The following is an 18,001-nucleotide window of genomic DNA, read 5'->3' as shown; positions in this document are numbered from 1 at the left end:
TTTTTTATAAGATGTCTTTTAATAAATCAATTTCGTCTTTCGCCTTTTTGTTTTTTGTAAGCTGTTTATTTGCCTGTCAACAGAACCCAAAGTCGACCACACCCAAAGAGCCGTCGGGCTTAAGTGGACGGGAGCTTGCCCAGACCTATTGCAACAATTGCCACGCCGTTCCGACGCCGGATTTGCTGGAGAAACAAATCTGGAAGCACAAAGTCCTGCCGCACATGGCCCTTCGGATGGGCTTTATGGCGGACTCCTTATCGCCTTTTCGGCAGATGAGCGGGCCGGACGAAATTGAACGGGTTATGCATTCCAGCGCTTTTGCCGACGCACCCATGCTACACCCCGACGACTGGCAGAAAATCACGGATTACTACGTCACCAATGCGCCGGAAAAGCCGTTGCCCCAGGCTCCAAAGCCCGCAATCACTAGTCAGTTGCCGCTTTTTAAAGTCCGCCAGCCCGCCCAGCCGGTCGATAACCTGATTACGCTGCTGCAATACGAACCCCGCAGCCGCCGGATAGCCGTGGGCAGTCGGCGCGGGAAACTGTTTTTTCTGGACCAAGATCTGCAAAAAGTTGATTCGATGGTCACGTTCAATCCGCCGTCCAGCCTGCGTGTCCGCGCCGATGGGAGTCTGGATGTGCTGACGATGGGCACCATGGACCCCAATGATCGAATGAATGGCGAGCTGCTGCACCTAAACCCGGCAACGCAGAAACCGGAACGGACGGTATTGCTGCAAAAGCTGCAACGACCGGTCGAGGCCACGTATGCCGACCTGAACGGGGATGGCCGGGAAGACATTCTGGTATGCCAGTTTGGGTATTACCTGGGGCAGTTGAGCTGGTTTGAAAATACCGGAACGGCCTACATTGAACACATCCTGGAACCCGTGCCGGGGGCCATCCGAACCGTGGTGACCGATATGAACGGCGACGGCCGGGCCGACATTGTGGCGCTGTTGTCCCAGAGCGATGAGCAGGTGGCGATTTTTAACAACGAAGGCGGGGGGCGGTTCTGGAAAAAAACCGTGCTGCGTTTTCCGCCCGTATTCGGCTCGATTCACCTGGATGTTGTTGATTTTGACAAGGATGGTGATATGGACCTGCTGTATACCAACGGCGACAATGCCGATTTTTCCAGTTCCCCGAAGCGGTATCACGGTATTCGGCTGTTTCGCAACGACGGTAATTTCCGGTTTCGGCAGGTCTGGTTTTACCCCATGCACGGCGCGACGAAAGCCCTGGCCCGTGACTTCGATGGCGACGGGGATCTGGATGTGGCTGCTATCGCTTTCTTTCCGGATTTTTCGCGGAAACGGCTGGAAAACTTTGTCTATCTGGAAAACCGGGGCAAAAACCGTTTCCGGGCCGCCATGTTTCCGGAAGCCGATCGGGGAGCCTGGCTGACGATGGACGCTGCCGACGTTGATCAGGATGGGGATGAAGATATTCTGCTGGGGTCGTTTGCGTTACGCGTAACGCCCACCCCGAAAGAATTGCTGGAGCGGTGGCGAAAAACAAAAGCAGGGGTGATGCTCCTCGAAAATCAGACGAAAAAACAGGATTAGTTTTGCTGATAAAATGGCTTAGAACTTGGGAATCTACAAATAAATAAAAAAATTTTTAACTAATTGGGTTTTTAGTCTGCTAAGTGGTAACATTATCCCGATTTAGAAGGGTACTAAAAAAAGCAGGTGAAGCGTATTCATCGGCGAAGTGAAGCCAATGAAAAAAAGCTATTTGATTGGAAGATGCCAGGAATTGCTGGCGAAAGTGGACGAAATTGCCCGAAGGCAGCGCATGATCAATCAGCGCCTGAAGGAACTCAGCCTCCGGTTGGATGCTATTGAGCAGGATTTAGAAACGTGCCGCACACCTATCAATACCTGCATTGATTTTATCCCTTTCAAAACGCCACCTGCAAAAGTCAACTGGGCCATTCTGTACGTTTACGCCACCCGTTTCAAAGATGGTTACTACCTGTCGGCCAATTAACAAAAACGGCCGGTCCTGCCAACAATCAAATCGTGGTTTTGCCTGTTCCCATCTGTTTATTTACGGTTTCTGGTTGCCATTTGTCCGTACGGCATTGTGGCTGAGTTCTTTATAGGCTCCCCGTATCTAACCTCCGAACGAGCCGCTTCTGGAAATGCCTTCTAGAAGAAGCAGCCAAAGAATGATTGGATAAACAGTTTCTCTGGCAAACGATCTGAAAAATCAGCCGCTTATTACGATAAATTCATGCTGTATTAGTATACTTGTTGTTTAAATAATAACTGTTCGATTGTCCCCATAGCCATACGACGTTTTTTAGGCCATCTCTCCAGGTGATCCCTGCGCTGCTCATACCGGAATTTACAGGCATTGAAAGCTCACCACTTATTTTATATTAAAATTCAGCTTTGTAAGCGTATGAAACGAAGAGAAATACTGAAAGAATTAAGTCTTCTACCATTGGCGGGAAGTATGGTCGGCAGTGTAGAAGCTTTTGCAGAAAGCCGTCCGGCATCAAACTGGTTCCGGAAGGCCGCAGCTCAGGTAGCGCCCGCCATGGGACCGCTGAAAGCCGGGCCGCAGATTTACCAATCCATCGGAGTGGAGCCCATCATCAACTGCCGTGGCACGTTCACCATCATTGGTGCATCGATGGAACTCCCCGAAGTGAAGGAGGCTATGGAGTACGCCAGCCGGTACAACGTTCAGATTGACGAACTGGCCTTCGGGATCGGCAAACGGCTGTCTGAAATTACCGGAGCTGAATGGGGCATGGTGTCGTCGGGCTGCGCTGCGGGTCTCAACGAGGTGACGGCGGGCATTCTGGCGGGCGGCAATCCCGAAAAACTGATTCGTATTCCGAATCTGGAAGGTTTTGAAAAAACGGAAGTCATCATTCCCCGGTCATCCCGCAACGTGTACGATCACGCCATCCGGAACTGCGGAGTGAAAGTAATTACGGTTCATACCCTCGAAGAACTGGAAACGTCCATCAATCCGCGGACGGCCATGATTTATATGATGCCGGGTCAGGAGCCCTGGACGGTTGCCAACGTAGCCAAAATCGCCAAACCGAAAAATGTCCCCATCCTGGTCGACGCAGCCGCTGAACGGCTTACCATCCCGAATATCCACCTTCAGGCCGGAGCGTCGGTGGTGGGCTATAGCGGAGGGAAAGTGATCCGGGGGCCGCAGAGCGCCGGTCTGTTGCTTGGAAATAAAGATATTCTGATGTCGGCCTGGCAGGCCAGTGCCCCCCACCACGGGCCGTGTCGGAACAATAAGATTGGACGCGAGGAGCAAATCGGGATGCTGGCGGCCGTGGAAGCCTGGGCCGTTCGGGACCATAAGGCCGAAATGGACACCTGGGTATCCTGGCTGGAAACCATCTCGAAAAAGCTGTCCGGTATCAACGGGGTGCAGCTAAATGTGCGACGGCCGGAGGAAGGCGCGCTGGACAATGCAACCCCCATGCTGACCATTAGCTGGGACCCGACGAAACTGCACATCACCGGGCAGGAAGTGGCCGATGAACTGGCAACCACCAAGCCCCGGGTTGCGGTAGGGACTGGTTTTCGGCGGGGACAGCCTGCTTCCGGTTCCACTCCACCGACCACTTCCATTACGATTGCTGCCTACATGATGGGAGCGGGTAATGAGGTGATTGTAGCCAAACGGGTGCATGAAATCCTGACCCGCAAACGCAGTGCATCAGTCACACCAACCGAAATGAAAGCGCCCGCAGCCGATCTGAGTGGCCGGTGGGAGGTGAGCATTGATTTTTACACCAGCAAAAGCCAGCATACGTTCATCATTGAAAAACAGGATGGTAACTGGCTGACGGGAACGCACAAAGGCGAGTTTGCGGCCCGCGATCTGATTGGTTCGATTGAAGGAGACGAGGTACGGTTCCAGAGCCGGTATAGTGTACCGGGCGATAACCTGGTGATGACGTTTTACGGAAAACTTTCGGGCGATACCATTACCGGCGAGATTGACATGGTTGAGTACATCAACGCGAAATTTACGGCCAAACGATCGGCCGTTTCGTCCAGCCGCCAGCGGATCGTTGTGCCATCCGGCAGACCGTTTTCGACCTAGAACGAAGCGAGTGATTTTATAAAACGAAAGCCCGGTATGCATATCGGGCTTTCGTTTTATAGTACCTGGTTACTGGCGCGGAAGTACCTAATATGACGCTGCATACCAGCCGGAACAGCCCCAAAGCCGTCATGAAATGCATGAAATCGGACGGTTTGTTTACCAGGTAACGGCCTTGAGCCGCACACCCTGTGGATTTTCGGCATCCGAAAGCTTAATGGCGACTTTGCCCGATTCCACCTGATAATTCATGGTTTCCTGTTTCAGCTCGTCTTTGCGGGCGTCGCGGTTGATGTTGCTTTTGGGAGCGCAGGAATAAAAACCCCGGTAGTTGCCGCTGGTTGGCGTAATTGTAAAGGTCCGATTGGCTTCATTTACCTTCACGGTTCCTTTGAAAAACGTATAGGCTTCCGTCCGGCAGTTGTAACTCGTGGTGGAGTTAATGATGTATTCTTCGTACGTGCCGTTCGGGTGAAATTCGAATACCAGTGCCTGCTCGTAGGCGTTGCCGGAATACTTACCGTTATAGTCCCAGAAGTTAGTCGGAGAGAAAATGCCGTACGACCACTTACCGACCAGTTCAGACGGTATTTTGCCGGAACCGCCGGAGGGTTCACCCGTTTCCGGATCAATTTCACTGCCGCCTTTTTTGCAGGCGACTGAGAGGATAACCAGCGCCATAAGCGCCAGAAAACGCATTTTCATACTTGTTCAGTCGTTTTGTTGTTTGCTATTCTGATTGTCAGAATGAGTGCAAAGCAAGGTAAACGCATCCGTACACCCAAAAACCGGCTTTGCGAAAAGCCGGAACCGATGACTGAATTGCTGAAATAAACGACTGAATTGTTGTGGCTGAAATCGGAAAGAGGCATTTTGAATCCGAAAGGGAAGCGTCGGCTCTGCGGAGACGATGACCCTCCAGATTAAAATGGGCATTCACAGGTAGAAAAATCGCAACGTTGACTTAATTACTAAGATGAATAGTGTCCTATCCCATAACCTGCTTTAAACCAGTGGGTCGTTGAAATGAATTTGGTTTAAAAAGTTGGATTCTACTCGCAAAAAGCAAATGTCTAAACCCCGAAAAAGAAGCCTCATTGGATTGCTCACGGCAGTTGGATTGGCGCTGATCGCATTCAGTGCGTTTCAGGTTAATGAATCTAAAACGTTACAAATCAAAAAGGGAGCGCATATCGTGTTGCTTGGTAACAACCTGGGTTCGCGCATGATGAACTACGGGACCTTCGAAACCGAAATGCAGGTCCGGTATCCGGAAAGTGCTCTTTTCATCCGGAATATGTGCGACGGGGGCGACACGCCCGGCTTTCGGCCCCACGCCAGCCGCAACTCACCGTGGGCGTTTCCCGGCGCCGAAAAGTTTTTTGAAGGAACCGAGTTTGCGAACAATTCGCACAGTGAAGGGCATTTTGATACCCCCGAACAATGGCTCAACCGACTGAAAGCGGACATCATCGTGGCATTTTTTGGTTACAATGAATCATTTCAGGGAAAAAAAGGACTGGACCGGTACAAAGCCGAACTGGATGCGTTTGTAAAATGGACGCTAAATCAGAAATACAACGGGGTTTCGGCCCCGCAACTGGCCCTGGTGTCGCCCATCGCCTTTGAAGATTTGTCGGCCAAGTTTGACCTGCCAAATGGCAAAAAGGAAAACGAGAATCTGGCGCTGTACACCCAGGCCATGAAGGAAGTGGCCGGGCAAAATAACGTGCTATTTGTGGATGCCTTCACGCCGTCGCAGCAATGGTATGCCGCCAGCAAAGAAGATTTAACCATCGACGGTTCGCAATTGAACGAAGCGGGCTACCAGAAACTGGGCCTGTTGCTGGCCGATCAGGTGTTTGGCAAAGTGGCCCCCAAAGCCCAGGCCAACCGCAAACTGGTGCACGAGATGGTGATGGAGAAAAACTGGATGTGGCACAACGACTTCAAAATTCCGAACGGTGTGCACGTCTACGGTCGTCGGTATAACCCGTTTGGTCCGGACAACTACCCCGCCGAGATCGAGAAAATCCGGGAGATGACCGACATTCGGGATAAAGCCATCTGGCTGGCGGCATCGAAAGGCCAAAAAACGGACCTGGCTGCGGCTGATAAGAATACCCGCCCGCTGCCCCCTGTTAAAACCAACTTCAACCCCGAGAAAAACGGCAGCCTGACGTACCTCTACGGCAATGACGCGCTGGCGAAACTGAAAGTATCGCAGGGCTACAAAATCGACCTATTTGCTACCGAACAGGAGTTTCCGAATCTGGCCAAACCGATGCAGATGTCGTTCGACAGCAAAGGACGGCTTTGGGTAGCGTGTATGCCGAGTTATCCGCATTACAAGCCCGGCGACACCAGACCCAACGACAAGATTATTATTCTGGAAGATACCAACGGCGACAATAAAGCCGATAAGGAGACGGTTTTTGCCGATGGGTTACACCTGCCACTGGGCTTTGAAATCGCCAAGGAAGGCGTGTATGTTTCGCAGGGAACCAACCTGAAACTGTATACGGACACCAACGGCGACGACAAGGCCGACAAAGTAGAAGTTCTGCTGAGCGGTTTTGACGACCACGACACCCACCACAACAGCCACGCCTTTACGGTCGATCCGTCCGGGGCCATTTACTCGGGCGAGGGCGTGTTTCTGCATACCAACGTTGAAACATCCTACGGGCCGGTACGCGCCACCAATGGTGGTTTTTACCGGTACGCACCGCAACTCAAAAAGCTGGAACGGACGGCGCAGCTTTCCATTCCGAACCCCTGGGGCATTGCCTTTGATGACTGGGGGCAGCCTTTCTTTGCCGAAACCTCCAGCCCCGATGTACGCTGGATGATGCCGGGGTCGGTCTTTCCGCGGTACGGACAGGCCACGCACAAGTCGGCGCAATTGGTTGAGGAGGCCCACCGTGTGCGTCCTACGTCCGGTCTGGAGTTTGTATCGAGCCGCCATTTTCCCGACGAATTGCAGGGCGATTTCCTGATCAACAACACCATCGGTTTTTTGGGAACAAAAGAACACACGCTGGTGGATGACGGCACGGGGTATAAAAGCAAACACCGCATGGATCTGGTGGTGAGCGAAGACCGTAACTTCCGCCCGGTTGATATGGAGTTTGCACCCGACGGTTCGCTGTACCTCATCGACTGGCACAACATTCTGATTGGTCACATGCAGCACAACGCCCGCGACCCCCTGCGCGACCACTCGCACGGACGGGTTTACCGGATTACGTACCCATCGCGGCCGCTGGTGAAACCGGCCAAAATTGACGGCGCCAGTATTGACGAACTGCTGGATAACCTGAAGCTGCCCGAATACCGCACCCGTTACCGCACCCGGCGTGAACTGCGCGGACGGGATGCGAATCAGGTGCTGGCCAAACTCAAAACCTGGGTTGCGAAACTGGACAAAAACGATCCCCGCTACGAACACCACCTGCTGGAAGGGTTGTGGGTAAGCTGGGGGCTGAACAAAGTAGACCAGTCGTTGCTGCGCCAAATGCTGAAAGCCAAAGATTACCACGCCCGGGCCGCAGCCGTGCAGGTGGTCCGGTATACGGGGCATCAGGTGGCCGATCAGGCGGATCTGCTGATGCAGGCTGCCCGCGACGAAAACAGTCGGGTACGGTTGGCTGCCATTGTGGCCGCTTCCTGGATTAGTCCGGAAAAAGGGCTGCCCATTCTGGAGGAAGCCGCTAAAAAACCGCTGGACGAGTGGATGGTTCACGCCCACGCCACCGCCGTAGCGCACCTGAAAGACGAGAACGTGAAACCGATCAAAGAAAAAGTGGTGGCTTCCAGTCTGAAAGGAGCCGAACTGGCGCTCTACAACCAGGGCAAGGAGATTTACGGTCGGGAAGGCTACTGCGTTACCTGCCACCAGGCCGATGGTAAAGGTCTGGCGGCTTCCGGTTTCCCCCCGCTGACGGGCACCAACTGGGTGAACGGTAATCAGGATCGACTGATCAAACTGGCGCTGAAAGGTCTGCTGGGGCCGATTGAAGTACAGGGCAAGAACTACCCCGGTCAGGTTCCGATGACGCCCTTTGGTGGGCTGCTCAAGGACGATGAACTGGCTGCGGTGCTGACTTATGTGCGGAATTCGTTCGGCAACCAGGCCTCGGCTATTTCGCCGGAACAGGTTAAGAGGGTCAGAATGGCGACCGAAAACAAAAAAGATTTTTATTCTCCGGATCAACTGCTGAAAGAACATCCGATGGAGAAATAACAACGTCTGATCTGCAAAAAGAACTCGCTGGCCCGTTCTGGCGAGTTCTTTTTGTTTTATAACCGCTGGCAAAAGCCGGGTTGTCAGTAGCTTTCCCCGTTTTCCTTCTTTATTCCGCAGGAATTTAGCTATCCATGCATAGCGTTGGGTACCGACTTCGCTGGTTCTACGGTTTTTGTTAAGCGCTAGTACATACTGATTTATAACTATGCGATACGTCATACTGATCTGTCTCAATCTCTTTCTCATCGGCTCGACCCTTGCTCAGCAGCAGGTAGACATCTGCGTTTACGGCGGCACCTCGGGCGGTGTCATCGCGGCTTATACCGCCCGAAAAGCCGGTAAAACCGTACTCCTGATCGAACCCGGCAGGCACCTGGGCGGCATGACCTCCGGCGGTCTGGGCCTGACCGACATTGGCAACAAATACGCCATCACCGGCATCTCCCGCGACTATTACCGGCGCATCGGCCAGCACTACGGCAAGTTTGAACAATGGATTTTTGAACCCCACGTAGCCGAAAACCTCTTTAACGACTATGTTAAACGTGGTCAGGTGGATGTGCTGTTTTCACACCGGCTGGCCAGTGTCAGGAAAACCAAGGGCCGCATTCAGGAGATTGTACTCGAGAATTCGGATAAACCGTCGGCCAGACGCACGGTTCGGGCTAAAATGTTTATTGACTGCTCCTACGAAGGCGATCTGATGGCCAAAGCCGGTGTGTCGTACTTTGTGGGCCGGGAAGATAACGCAAGGTACAACGAGACGCTTAGCGGGGTGCAGCTAATGACAGGGCACCAACTGCCGGACGGCATTGATCCGTACAAAACACCGGGCCAGCCGCAATCCGGTCTGGTCTGGGGCGTCAGTCCGGCGAAGCTGGAACCCAACGGTACGGGCGACACCAAAGTCCAGGCTTACAATTACCGCATCTGTCTGACTTCCAATCCGGCCAACCAGGTGCCCATCACCCGCCCGGCTGGTTATGACTCCACCCAATTCGAATTGCTGGTGCGGCTGATCGCGGCTCAACCCCAGAAACGCGCTCTGAATGACTATTTTATCTGGAGCCATATGCCCAACCAGAAAACCGACATCAACAACCGCAACGGCTTTTCGACCGACATGATCGGTATGAATTATGAATACCCCGACGGAAGTTATCAGAAACGGGCGCAGATCATCCGCGATCACGAACTGTATACTAAAAGCCTGCTGTATTTCTTCGGTCACGATCCGCGCGTGCCGCAGGAGCTTCGGCAGGAAATGCTCAAATGGGGTTACCCCAAAGACGAGTACACCGACAACGGCCACTGGTCCCCGCAATTGTACGTGCGGGAAGCACGCCGGATGGTGGGAGCGTACGTGATGACGCAGGCCAACTGCCAGGGAAAAGAGGTGGTGACCGACGGGGTGGGAATGGCGGCTTACACAATGGATTCGCACAATATCCAGCGGATTGTCATTGAGAAAGACGGCAGGAAGATGGCCAAAAATGAAGGCAACGTGGAAGTAGGCGGTTTTGGGCCGTATCCGATCTCCTACCGGGCGCTGATTCCGAAAGAGAGCGAATGCCAGAATCTGCTGGTGCCGGTTTGCCTGTCGGCATCGCACATTGCCTACGGGTCGATTCGGATGGAGCCGGTGTTCATGGTGCTGGGCCAGTCGACGGCCCTGGCGGCTGTGATGGCGATTGATGGTAACACGAGTGTCCAGCAAATTGACGTACCAAAACTACAGCAGCGGCTGAAAGCCGATCCGCTGGCCGATGGCAGCACATCGGAAATTCTGGTGGATAATGAGAATCAGGCGCTGACGGCAACTACGGGTTCATGGCGACTGGAGAACAAGAGCAAAGCCGGGTATGGCCCCTCGTATCTGGTACACGAAGAACAGAACGGAGAGAAGGCGTCCGTGCGGTTTACGCCGGAAGTAGTCAAACCGGGTAAATACCGTCTTTACACCTATTTTCCGCGGCTGGCTAAAACGGCCTCTGAACTAACGATCACGGTGTTTGATGGCAAAACCAGCAAAGCCGTTCCGATCAAACCGGCGGATATTGTGGTGGTGGGCCAGACCTCGGGTGAGTGGGTTGCGCTGGGCGAATATGAGTTGCCAAAAGGCAAAGCCGCATCGGTTGAAATTGCCGCCCGGCAGGCCGACGGCCCGGTGGTAGCCGATGCCGTCCTGTTCGTACCGGCGTTTTGACAAACTGACGACGAATAGAAAGTAGCTAAAAATTAGCGTGTGCGTTTCCGGGGCCAAACGCTTTTTGCCAATCTGGTGTTACCTCCCCGATAAAACTTCTATTTTTGAAGTACGTTAACCTGAAACAAAAAAGCACAATGACTAAAATTCTGCCTCTACTTCTTGCCGGAAGTACGCTTGCTTTTTCTGCCTGCGGAAAAAATACGTCCGAAAGCTCGAACGTGGTGAAAACGGACACCACAGCGGCACCGGTCGAAACCAAAGCCGCCAATACGAACTACAAACCCGCCTATGCGGGGCAAACCCGGATTGGCGGGGTAAAATCGCGTACGGCTTACGAAGGAAAAGTCCTGACCAGCGAACTGAAAAATCCCTGGGGCATCACGAGCCTGCCCGATGGCCGGTTTATCATCACTGAAAAGTCCGGAACCATGCGCATCGCAAGCACAAACGGGGCCCTGGGCGCACCCATCGCCGGTATTCCCAAGGTGAATTCCGACGGGCAGGGCGGGCTGCTGGGTATTCGGCTTGACCCGAATTTTGAACAGAACCGAATGGTGTACTGGGTGTTTTCCGAGCCGCTCCCCGAAGGAAATCTGACGGCGGTTGCCAAAGGTAAACTTTCTGCCGACGAAAAAAGAATGGAGGGCGCTACGGTAATTTACCGGGCCACCCCGGCTTATAAAGGCACGCTGCACTATGGCGGACGGATTGTTTTTGACAAAGACGGCAACCTGATTATCAGCACCGGCGAACGCTCGGACAAAGTGACCCGGCCCCAGGCCCAGGCGTTAAACTCCAGTCTGGGAAAAGTGATCCGGATCACCAAAGATGGCAAACCGGTAGCCGGAAATCCATTCCAGGGCCAGGCTAATGCCAAACCGGAACTGTATTCGTACGGCCACCGGAATGTGCAGGGCCTTGCGTTTCACCCGGTAACCGGCGATCTGTGGGAAGTTGAATTTGGCCCACGGGGTGGCGACGAACTGAACCGGATTCAGCCGGGTAAGAATTACGGATGGCCTACCATTACGTACGGTATTGAATACAGTGGTGAAAAAATTGGGGCGCCCATTCAGCAGAAAGAAGGAATGGAGCAGCCAGTTTACTACTGGGATCCCGTTGTTTCGCCCAGCGGTATGACTTTTTACAGCAGCGACAACATCCCCGAGTGGAAAAACAATTTGTTTATCGGCGGTCTGAGCAGTATGCACATTGTACGGCTTGTGATTGAGAACAACAAGGTGGTCGGGGAAGAAAGATTGCTGGCGGATGAAGGCCAGCGTTTCCGGGATATAACCCAGGGTAAAGATGGCGCTTTATACGCCGTCACCGACCAGGGAAGATTGTACCGGATTGATAAGAAATAACGCCTGTTTCGTTATTCACGCTTAATAAAAAAGCGCACAGCAACTGCCGTGCGCTTTTTCTTTTTATGAACGCTACTCTTTCTGTAGTCCATTTAGTAAGGCTGGCCGAACCAGTAATAACCGTCGATGACGTGGGTTCCCTTGAGAGGATTTGTTAATTCGTAGGGGTGAATCAACTGTGCCCGCTCCAGCAGAAACCCGCCAGCGCTGGGTAAGCCGCCGGGCTACCGTAATAATCGTTTTCATGTGTATTCAATGGATTTGTCGTTGTCTTCTTTACGTCTCCGGATCGTCTTTCGTAAAACCCGTTCCGGCGCTGTTGCCGAAACCGGCAACGTCAGTTGAGGGAATGGAAGAATTGGTAAAGGGACGCCAGTTCTTTGTCGGTGTACTGAGCCGTCATCTTCCAGGGCATGTTGTCGTTGTTGATCTGGTGGCCGCTGGGTGTTTTACCGGTGCGAAGTGTGGCAATAAACTGGTCTTTGGTCCATTTGCCGGGGTTTCCGGTGAGGGTCAGGTCCGGCACGGGCGGAAAGCCGGGCGCTACCGGATCACCTCCTTTAAACGTAGGCCGGTGGCAACCGCTGCACGAAACCGCCAGGTACTTACCCTGTGCAATGCCCTCGGTCGAGTCAATCTGAGCGACCATCGGCCGGTTGTGGTCGATTTTCTCGACCGAAAGCAGCGGCATTTTGTCCAGATAGGTCATGACATTAACCACCGGGCCGAGATCATTTTCCGGTAATTCGTTGTCAACCCCGGGCACCTGCTGGCAGTACGCGATGATGGCGGCCATGTCCTGCCGGGAGAGCAGTGTCGTTTCGTGCGAGGGCATAAACAATAACGGTTTTCCGTCGCGGCCAACCCCGTGGCGCAGCGCCCGCAGCCAGTCGGTGGTGCTGTAGTCGGCAGGAACACCACCCCGGCCACGGGTCAGGTTAGTAGAAACCAGCCGCCCCAGCGCCGGATCGTCGATCATGATTTTTCCGCCCAGATTAGCACCGTGGCAGTCGGTGCAGCCTTTGATGACGGCCAGGTGTTCACCGCGATTGATGGTTGCCGTATCGGTCGGAATGGCTAGACTTTCGGCGGCAAACGAGTACGTTTTGTCGGTCCGGTTGGCGATGTTGCTGGCAATGAAAAGATAGCCAGTCAGGAGCAGGACAATCAGGGAACCCAGCACAATGCCGGTCCATTTCAAAATTTTGCGTAGCATGTTCAGTGTATTTGTTGTTGTGTGGTCGGCCTTGGTGTAATCCCGTAGCTTTTCGTTCACAAAAGTCCAAAGAAACCGGCGCTGCTTACCTACGCGGGACGGATAAAAACCTACGCCAGACGGATTCGTCGCGGGAAAAACCGCAGGGAGAAGGCCGAACGATGCGGGTAAAGCGCGGCATCCGTTACCTTTACCGTTCGTACGTTTAATGATGTTTTATGATCCTCGATTTATTCTCTCTTCAGGGTAAAACCGCACTGGTGACGGGTGCCAGACGCGGAATTGGGAAAGCGATGGCCGTGGCGCTGGCCGAAGCCGGTGCGGATGTAATTGGCGTGTCGGCTACGCTTGAACCGGGCAGCGAGGTAGAACAGGCCGTGACGGCTTTGGGGCGCAAGTTTTATCCGTTTCCCGTTGATTTTACCGACCGCGCGGCTGTTTACATGTTTCTGGAAACCGTTCGCGACGAATGCCCGCCGATTGATATTCTGATCAACAATGCCGGAAACATTCGTCGGAAACCAGCCGCCGAGCATCCTGACGAATACTGGGATGAAATCATGGATGTCAACCTGAACGCCCAGTTCCTGGTGAGTCGGGAAGTGGGCCGGGACATGCTGGCGCGGGACGTGGATTTCAATCGGAAAATCATTTTTACGGCTTCGCTGCTGACCTTTCAGGGTGGTGTAAACGTGCCGGGGTATGCCGCCAGCAAAGGAGCCATCGGGTCGCTGACGAAGGCGCTGGCCAACGAATGGGCTTCGCAGGGCATCAACGTAAATGCCATCGCGCCGGGCTACATTGCCACCGACAATACGGCGGCTCTTCGGGCGGACGTTGACCGCAACCCGGCCATTCTGTCCCGCATTCCGGCCGGGCGCTGGGGCGAAGCCGACGACCTGAAAGGAGCCGTTGTGTATCTGGCTTCGCAGGCTTCCAATTACGTACACGGCACTATTCTGACCGTCGATGGCGGCTGGATGGGACGATAATTTTCAAACACTTGCACCGATTTTCCAGTTATAGTAGAGAATCAACCCTCACCATACTATGGAAACGAACGAAGAAACAAATAATAGGGAGAAATTCGATCCGCAGGCGCGGGATGATAAATATTACTCCGGTAATCCCTATCAGCATGGTACCTCCGATTACGGAAAACCGAGTGAGGGGGTTGGAACCGAAGAACGCATGATAACCCCGGCCGATCAGGGCGATACCGCTTATGACCTGACAGTAGACCGGGAAGAAAAGTACCGGGGAAGCCACCAGCACGAAACCCGTCCGGACTCGCACGGCTCCTTCCAGGAATGGGATGTGGACCCAAACGTCATCGCCCAGAATCGGCGGGATGCGGCCAACGCACCGGACAGTGTAGAGAGCGGTTTACCCAGCAGTGTTGAAGGACTGCCGGACAATCCCTCGGATGAGGCTTTGTTTAACCGGAAGGGGGCCACATTTCTGGAAGAAGGCGATAATCCTTCGGAAGGGTACGACCCGCACAAGATGGGCTACGGAAAAGAAGATGATAACGAGAAGAATAGTAAGTCGTAAGTAAGTTGAACCATTGTGAAAAGGGCTTGTCATCTGGACAGGCCTTTTTCATTTTTACAAGTCGGACGGGGAACGTTGGGTGAGCTGACGGGAATTTTTCACGAAATGGGAAAAATCGGTATACCCGATTTCCTCAAATGAATAGCCGCTCCCGTGTCGTTTGTACAGGTGCAGCCCTTTCTTGAAACGAAGTAATTTCTGGCAGTATTTCGGCGAATACCCCAGCACTTCGGTAAAATACCGGTGCAGGGAAGGATACGAAACACCCAGTTCGCGGCAGATTTGGCTTAGATGAAAATTGTCGCCGGTGGTTTGTCCAAACCGATTCAAGGCTGTCTGTACAATAGCAAACCGGTAATCGGGGGTAAAACCGTATAACCGGTTCATTAACATCCGTTCCATCAGGCTCACCCGTTCGCGGAACGACGGAGCGGTTTGCAGGTGCTCCTCCAGTTCAGGCAGCGGAATGAAATTCATCAAATCAGCATTCGCGTTTTCGACCTCAGCGGGATTAATCCGGAAAAGCTTACCAAGCAGCCCCGGTTTGAATTTAACGTAAAACTCGTGAACGCTGGCCGGATAAATAGACAGGTGTAAATCGGTCAGATTGCCCAGAAACCGTGATCCTTTTACAGTGCTCAGCGCCCCACTTTTCTGGTTAATGGACAGCCAGCTTTGGGGGCGCAGGCTGACGCAAAGCAGGTTCGAAAGATTCGGCAGGGCATTTAAATACAGCGGGTTAGCTAGGGTAGCCGGTTGGTTTACTTCAAAATAATACTCCACAAAAGCCGTCAGGCCCGGATGCGGATAGGCCAGCCGGAAATGCGGTTCAGCTTCGTCTTCGTAAATAACCCGTCCTTTGTTCATGTTACCAACCGGAATAGCTGTTCGACGCCTAAACCGGTAATCAAAAACCGTTCTTTTTTATTTTGCAGTAATTGCTGCGTCCAGTCCACAAAACCGCCGTCTCCAATCTCGTATTCCTGCCCACCGACGGTTATCAGTATTTTGTATTGCAGTCCTTTATAATACGGGTTCTGCCGACCCGGCGCGGTATCGGTTTCGATGGACAAATCCTTCCGGAGTTGCCGAATGTGGGTTGCAACCCGGTCCAGTAACCGCCCCTGATCGACGCCAGCGCGTTGAATGAACCTGAACCGCAAGCTACTGATTTGTAAGGTGTCGCGCAAAACCGCCGTCATAACGGCCAGATGCTCGGCCAGGCTTTCGCACTCAAACTGAAAATTACCCGTGTCGCGCCCCGACGACACCAGACAGCCGATTTTGAAATGCTGCGTATGGCCCGCTACGGTCACCGGGGGCGTTCGGACGTGCCGCTGGATGGTGCTCAACCGGAGTTGATCGGTGGGCTGCGTCGGTTGCCACTGTCCGCTTTTTTTCAGATCAGCCGCGTGCAGTGCCAGGGCGTTGGTGGCGTCGGCCAGCACTTCCGTACCGCGCAGCGCCGACAGGACCTTCTTCTGGTCGGCCGTGGCTACGACCGAACACGAACCCAGCGGAGCGACCGGCGACAATTCGACCGGCCGAAACTGAAACGTTTCAAAAATCTGCAAAATCCGCGTTTCCAGTTCCCGAAGACGCATTACGTCGAGGTCGGCGGGTTTAACAAAACGGTTTTTCTGGTAGTGTTGCAGCAGGTTGGCCGGTGAAAGCCGTTGGATGCGCCGGTCAAAAACCTCCAGTAACAGCGAGTTCAGTTCCGAGGGCGTCAGTTCTTCGGATAAAGTTTGCAGCAAGTCCGGTCGGTTGATGCGGTGCAGAATTTTTTCGGCGATGGTCACGGCAGGAGAGCGGCTAATTTTTCTTCGTTAATCAGACTATAACGGTATTCGTCGAGCACTTTACCGGCCTTGTAAACGGCGGCCCGCTGAATAAGGTCCAGCGTAAAACCGTTCTTTTCCAACACCCGCATCGAGGCTTTATTGGGCGCCATGATACCCGCAAAAAGCCGGATCAGATCGGTGTTTTCAAAAGTATACTGCACCATATGGCGAATGGCAACCGTAGCAATGCCCCGTCCCCAGTACGGTTCGCCCAGCCAGTAGCCGATTTCGCCCGACAGCCGATGAATGTCAGTTTGCGGAACCACGCCTGTCACGCCGACCAGCGTTTTATCCAGATAAATACCGAAAACCAGCCCCAGCGCCCCCCGTTCGACGGTTTGAACAAACCAAACAGCGTCGGTCAGCGTGTACGGGTGCGGCAGGCTATCGCGCAGATTGAGACAGATGGCGCGGTTATTCGCCAGTTGGGCAATGGTTTCGGTGTCGGCCAGCGTGGGTGGTGCCAGCGTAATGCCGTCTCCGCAATTGATTTCGGTTCGGTGTTTCATCGCCGTAAAGTTGCCGGTAGCCGCCGGAAGTTTTGGTGTAAAAATCTATCAATCTTCTAAAAAACGTATTTTCTAGAAGCTTTTTACTAAAAAAGTTGCCGCAACCGTCCCCGTTTTCTAATATTGTTCTGCTGCAATGGTGCAGTGGATTAATCTTGACCTCAAGGACATTTTATGAAAATTTCGCTCAGCATGATGACCCGCGTGGTCTTGTTGGCTTTGGTTGTTAGCGTTGCGAGTGTACCCAGAACAATTGCATCGGGTCCCAAAAAAGGAAAATGGGTTAAACTTTTTGATGGAAAGACGTTGACGGGTTGGCATAACTACCTGAAACAGGGGCAACCCGTATCGGATAAGTGGCAGGTGGAAGACGGTGCCATTACGCTGACCGGCCGCGGTGGGGGCGACCTCGTTACCGACAAGGAATACACCAATTACGAATTGGAAATCGAGTGGAAAATTTCGGAGAAAGGCAACAGCGGTATTATTTACCGGGTGCACGAAGATCCGAAGTACCGGACGACGTATGCAACCGGCCCGGAAATGCAGGTGCTTGATAACGAGCGTCATCCGGATGCCAAAGCTGGTAAGAACGGAAACCGTACCTCCGGCTCCCTGTACGATATGCTGCCCCCGTCGGACTTCTCCGCCCAGAAAGTAGCGGGCGAATGGAACAAAGTGCGGCTGGTGGTGAACAACGGAAAAGTGGAGCACTACCTGAACGGCAAGAAAGTGGTGGAATACACAACCAGCGGCCCGGAATGGGAGAAAATGGTGAGCGAAAGCAAATTCAAAGGCTGGGAAGGTTTCAACAAATACGATACCGGCCGGATTGCTTTGCAGGACCACGGCGACAAAGTATGGTACCGGAATATCCGGATCCGCGAACTTTAAAACCAATTTTGAATGAGTGAATGATAAAAGGAGCGAACAGTGGCTATTCTATCATTCA

General features: G+C 53.2%; 14 protein-coding genes. 9 read left to right on the top strand and 5 right to left on the bottom strand.

Features of this window, described 5'->3' with window-relative positions; translation table 11 throughout:
- Nucleotides 1–11 precede the first annotated feature (11 nt).
- From LX87_RS11960 to LX87_RS11950, 3 genes are all read left to right on the top strand, one after another.
- Nucleotides 12–1,574, top strand: coding sequence for an FG-GAP repeat domain-containing protein (locus LX87_RS11960; protein ID WP_170139353.1), 1,563 nt, complete (start codon nucleotides 12–14; stop codon nucleotides 1,572–1,574).
- Between the two features lie 157 nt (nucleotides 1,575–1,731).
- Nucleotides 1,732–2,001, top strand: coding sequence for a hypothetical protein (locus LX87_RS11955; protein WP_111628479.1), 270 nt, complete (start codon nucleotides 1,732–1,734; stop codon nucleotides 1,999–2,001).
- A 417-nt stretch (nucleotides 2,002–2,418) separates the two neighbouring features.
- Nucleotides 2,419–4,101, top strand: coding sequence for a PLP-dependent transferase (locus tag LX87_RS11950; protein ID WP_111628478.1), 1,683 nt, complete (start codon nucleotides 2,419–2,421; stop codon nucleotides 4,099–4,101).
- Nucleotides 4,102–4,260: 159 nt separating this feature from the next.
- Here LX87_RS11950 and LX87_RS11945 read toward each other — a convergent pair whose 3' ends face one another.
- Nucleotides 4,261–4,806 (bottom strand): hypothetical protein, encoded by a 546-nt coding sequence (locus tag LX87_RS11945; RefSeq protein WP_111628477.1) that lies wholly within the window; start codon nucleotides 4,804–4,806, stop codon nucleotides 4,261–4,263.
- Between the two features lie 364 nt (nucleotides 4,807–5,170).
- On the opposite strand from LX87_RS11945, the gene LX87_RS11940 reads away from it, so the two are divergent.
- The 3 genes from LX87_RS11940 to LX87_RS11930 all read left to right on the top strand — a co-directional run bounded on the left by LX87_RS11940 (nucleotide 5,171) and on the right by LX87_RS11930 (nucleotide 11,926).
- On the top strand, nucleotides 5,171–8,347 hold the full coding sequence (locus LX87_RS11940; RefSeq protein WP_111628476.1) for a PVC-type heme-binding CxxCH protein: 3,177 nt from the start codon (nucleotides 5,171–5,173) through the stop codon (nucleotides 8,345–8,347).
- Between the two features lie 208 nt (nucleotides 8,348–8,555).
- Nucleotides 8,556–10,556, top strand: a complete 2,001-nt coding sequence (locus LX87_RS11935; protein WP_111628475.1) for an FAD-dependent oxidoreductase — start codon at nucleotides 8,556–8,558, stop codon at nucleotides 10,554–10,556.
- Nucleotides 10,557–10,693: 137 nt separating this feature from the next.
- A complete protein-coding gene (locus tag LX87_RS11930; RefSeq protein ID WP_111629173.1) occupies nucleotides 10,694–11,926 on the top strand; it encodes a PQQ-dependent sugar dehydrogenase in 1,233 nt (410 codons plus the stop codon).
- Between the two features lie 337 nt (nucleotides 11,927–12,263).
- Here LX87_RS11930 and LX87_RS11925 read toward each other — a convergent pair whose 3' ends face one another.
- Nucleotides 12,264–13,142 carry a c-type cytochrome gene (locus tag LX87_RS11925; RefSeq protein WP_111628474.1) on the bottom strand — a complete coding sequence of 293 codons (879 nt, stop codon included), beginning with the start codon at nucleotides 13,140–13,142 and terminating at the stop codon, nucleotides 12,264–12,266.
- A gap of 218 nt (nucleotides 13,143–13,360) precedes the next feature.
- Here LX87_RS11925 and LX87_RS11920 point away from each other — a divergent pair, with 218 nt between their 5' ends.
- Nucleotides 13,361–14,134 carry an SDR family oxidoreductase gene (locus LX87_RS11920; RefSeq protein WP_111628473.1) on the top strand — a complete coding sequence of 258 codons (774 nt, stop codon included), beginning with the start codon at nucleotides 13,361–13,363 and terminating at the stop codon, nucleotides 14,132–14,134.
- 58 nt (nucleotides 14,135–14,192) lie between these two features.
- Nucleotides 14,193–14,696 carry a hypothetical protein gene (locus tag LX87_RS11915; RefSeq protein WP_111628472.1) on the top strand — a complete coding sequence of 168 codons (504 nt, stop codon included), beginning with the start codon at nucleotides 14,193–14,195 and terminating at the stop codon, nucleotides 14,694–14,696.
- 54 nt (nucleotides 14,697–14,750) lie between these two features.
- On the opposite strand, the gene LX87_RS11910 is transcribed toward LX87_RS11915, so the two are convergent.
- The 3 genes from LX87_RS11910 to LX87_RS11900 are packed head-to-tail and all read right to left on the bottom strand — an operon-like array spanning nucleotide 14,751 to nucleotide 17,049.
- Nucleotides 14,751–15,563, bottom strand: a complete 813-nt coding sequence (locus tag LX87_RS11910) for a helix-turn-helix domain-containing protein (protein WP_111628471.1) — start codon at nucleotides 15,561–15,563, stop codon at nucleotides 14,751–14,753.
- The gene (locus LX87_RS11905) at nucleotides 15,560–16,498 is read right to left on the bottom strand and encodes a hypothetical protein (RefSeq protein WP_111628470.1); all 939 of its coding nucleotides are present in this window, start codon (nucleotides 16,496–16,498) and stop codon (nucleotides 15,560–15,562) included. The genes LX87_RS11910 and LX87_RS11905 overlap by 4 nt, the downstream gene beginning before the upstream one ends.
- Nucleotides 16,495–17,049 (bottom strand): GNAT family N-acetyltransferase, encoded by a 555-nt coding sequence (locus tag LX87_RS11900; protein ID WP_111628469.1) that lies wholly within the window; start codon nucleotides 17,047–17,049, stop codon nucleotides 16,495–16,497. Before LX87_RS11900 ends, LX87_RS11905 begins: the two co-directional genes overlap by 4 nt.
- Nucleotides 17,050–17,223: 174 nt before the next feature.
- On the opposite strand from LX87_RS11900, the gene LX87_RS11895 reads away from it, so the two are divergent.
- Nucleotides 17,224–17,943: a 3-keto-disaccharide hydrolase gene (locus LX87_RS11895; protein WP_111628468.1), complete on the top strand. Its 720-nt coding sequence runs from the start codon at nucleotides 17,224–17,226 to the stop codon at nucleotides 17,941–17,943.
- The last annotated feature ends 58 nt before the right edge of the window (nucleotides 17,944–18,001 follow it).

The organism is Larkinella arboricola (genome assembly GCF_003259745.1).
GTDB classification, from domain to species: domain Bacteria; phylum Bacteroidota; class Bacteroidia; order Cytophagales; family Spirosomataceae; genus Larkinella; species Larkinella arboricola.
This window is presented reverse-complemented; position numbering and strand designations above follow the sequence as displayed.

Coding starts and splice junctions, on each gene's coding strand:
- LX87_RS11960 (WP_170139353.1), top strand. CDS start 12: ATGTCTTTTAATAAATCAATTTCGTCTTTCGCCTTTTTGTTTTTTGTA.
- LX87_RS11955 (WP_111628479.1), top strand. CDS start 1,732: ATGAAAAAAAGCTATTTGATTGGAAGATGCCAGGAATTGCTGGCGAAA.
- LX87_RS11950 (WP_111628478.1), top strand. CDS start 2,419: ATGAAACGAAGAGAAATACTGAAAGAATTAAGTCTTCTACCATTGGCG.
- LX87_RS11945 (WP_111628477.1), bottom strand. CDS start 4,806: ATGAAAATGCGTTTTCTGGCGCTTATGGCGCTGGTTATCCTCTCAGTC.
- LX87_RS11940 (WP_111628476.1), top strand. CDS start 5,171: ATGTCTAAACCCCGAAAAAGAAGCCTCATTGGATTGCTCACGGCAGTT.
- LX87_RS11935 (WP_111628475.1), top strand. CDS start 8,556: ATGCGATACGTCATACTGATCTGTCTCAATCTCTTTCTCATCGGCTCG.
- LX87_RS11930 (WP_111629173.1), top strand. CDS start 10,694: ATGACTAAAATTCTGCCTCTACTTCTTGCCGGAAGTACGCTTGCTTTT.
- LX87_RS11925 (WP_111628474.1), bottom strand. CDS start 13,142: ATGCTACGCAAAATTTTGAAATGGACCGGCATTGTGCTGGGTTCCCTG.
- LX87_RS11920 (WP_111628473.1), top strand. CDS start 13,361: ATGATCCTCGATTTATTCTCTCTTCAGGGTAAAACCGCACTGGTGACG.
- LX87_RS11915 (WP_111628472.1), top strand. CDS start 14,193: ATGGAAACGAACGAAGAAACAAATAATAGGGAGAAATTCGATCCGCAG.
- LX87_RS11910 (WP_111628471.1), bottom strand. CDS start 15,563: ATGAACAAAGGACGGGTTATTTACGAAGACGAAGCTGAACCGCATTTC.
- LX87_RS11900 (WP_111628469.1), bottom strand. CDS start 17,049: ATGAAACACCGAACCGAAATCAATTGCGGAGACGGCATTACGCTGGCA.
- LX87_RS11895 (WP_111628468.1), top strand. CDS start 17,224: ATGAAAATTTCGCTCAGCATGATGACCCGCGTGGTCTTGTTGGCTTTG.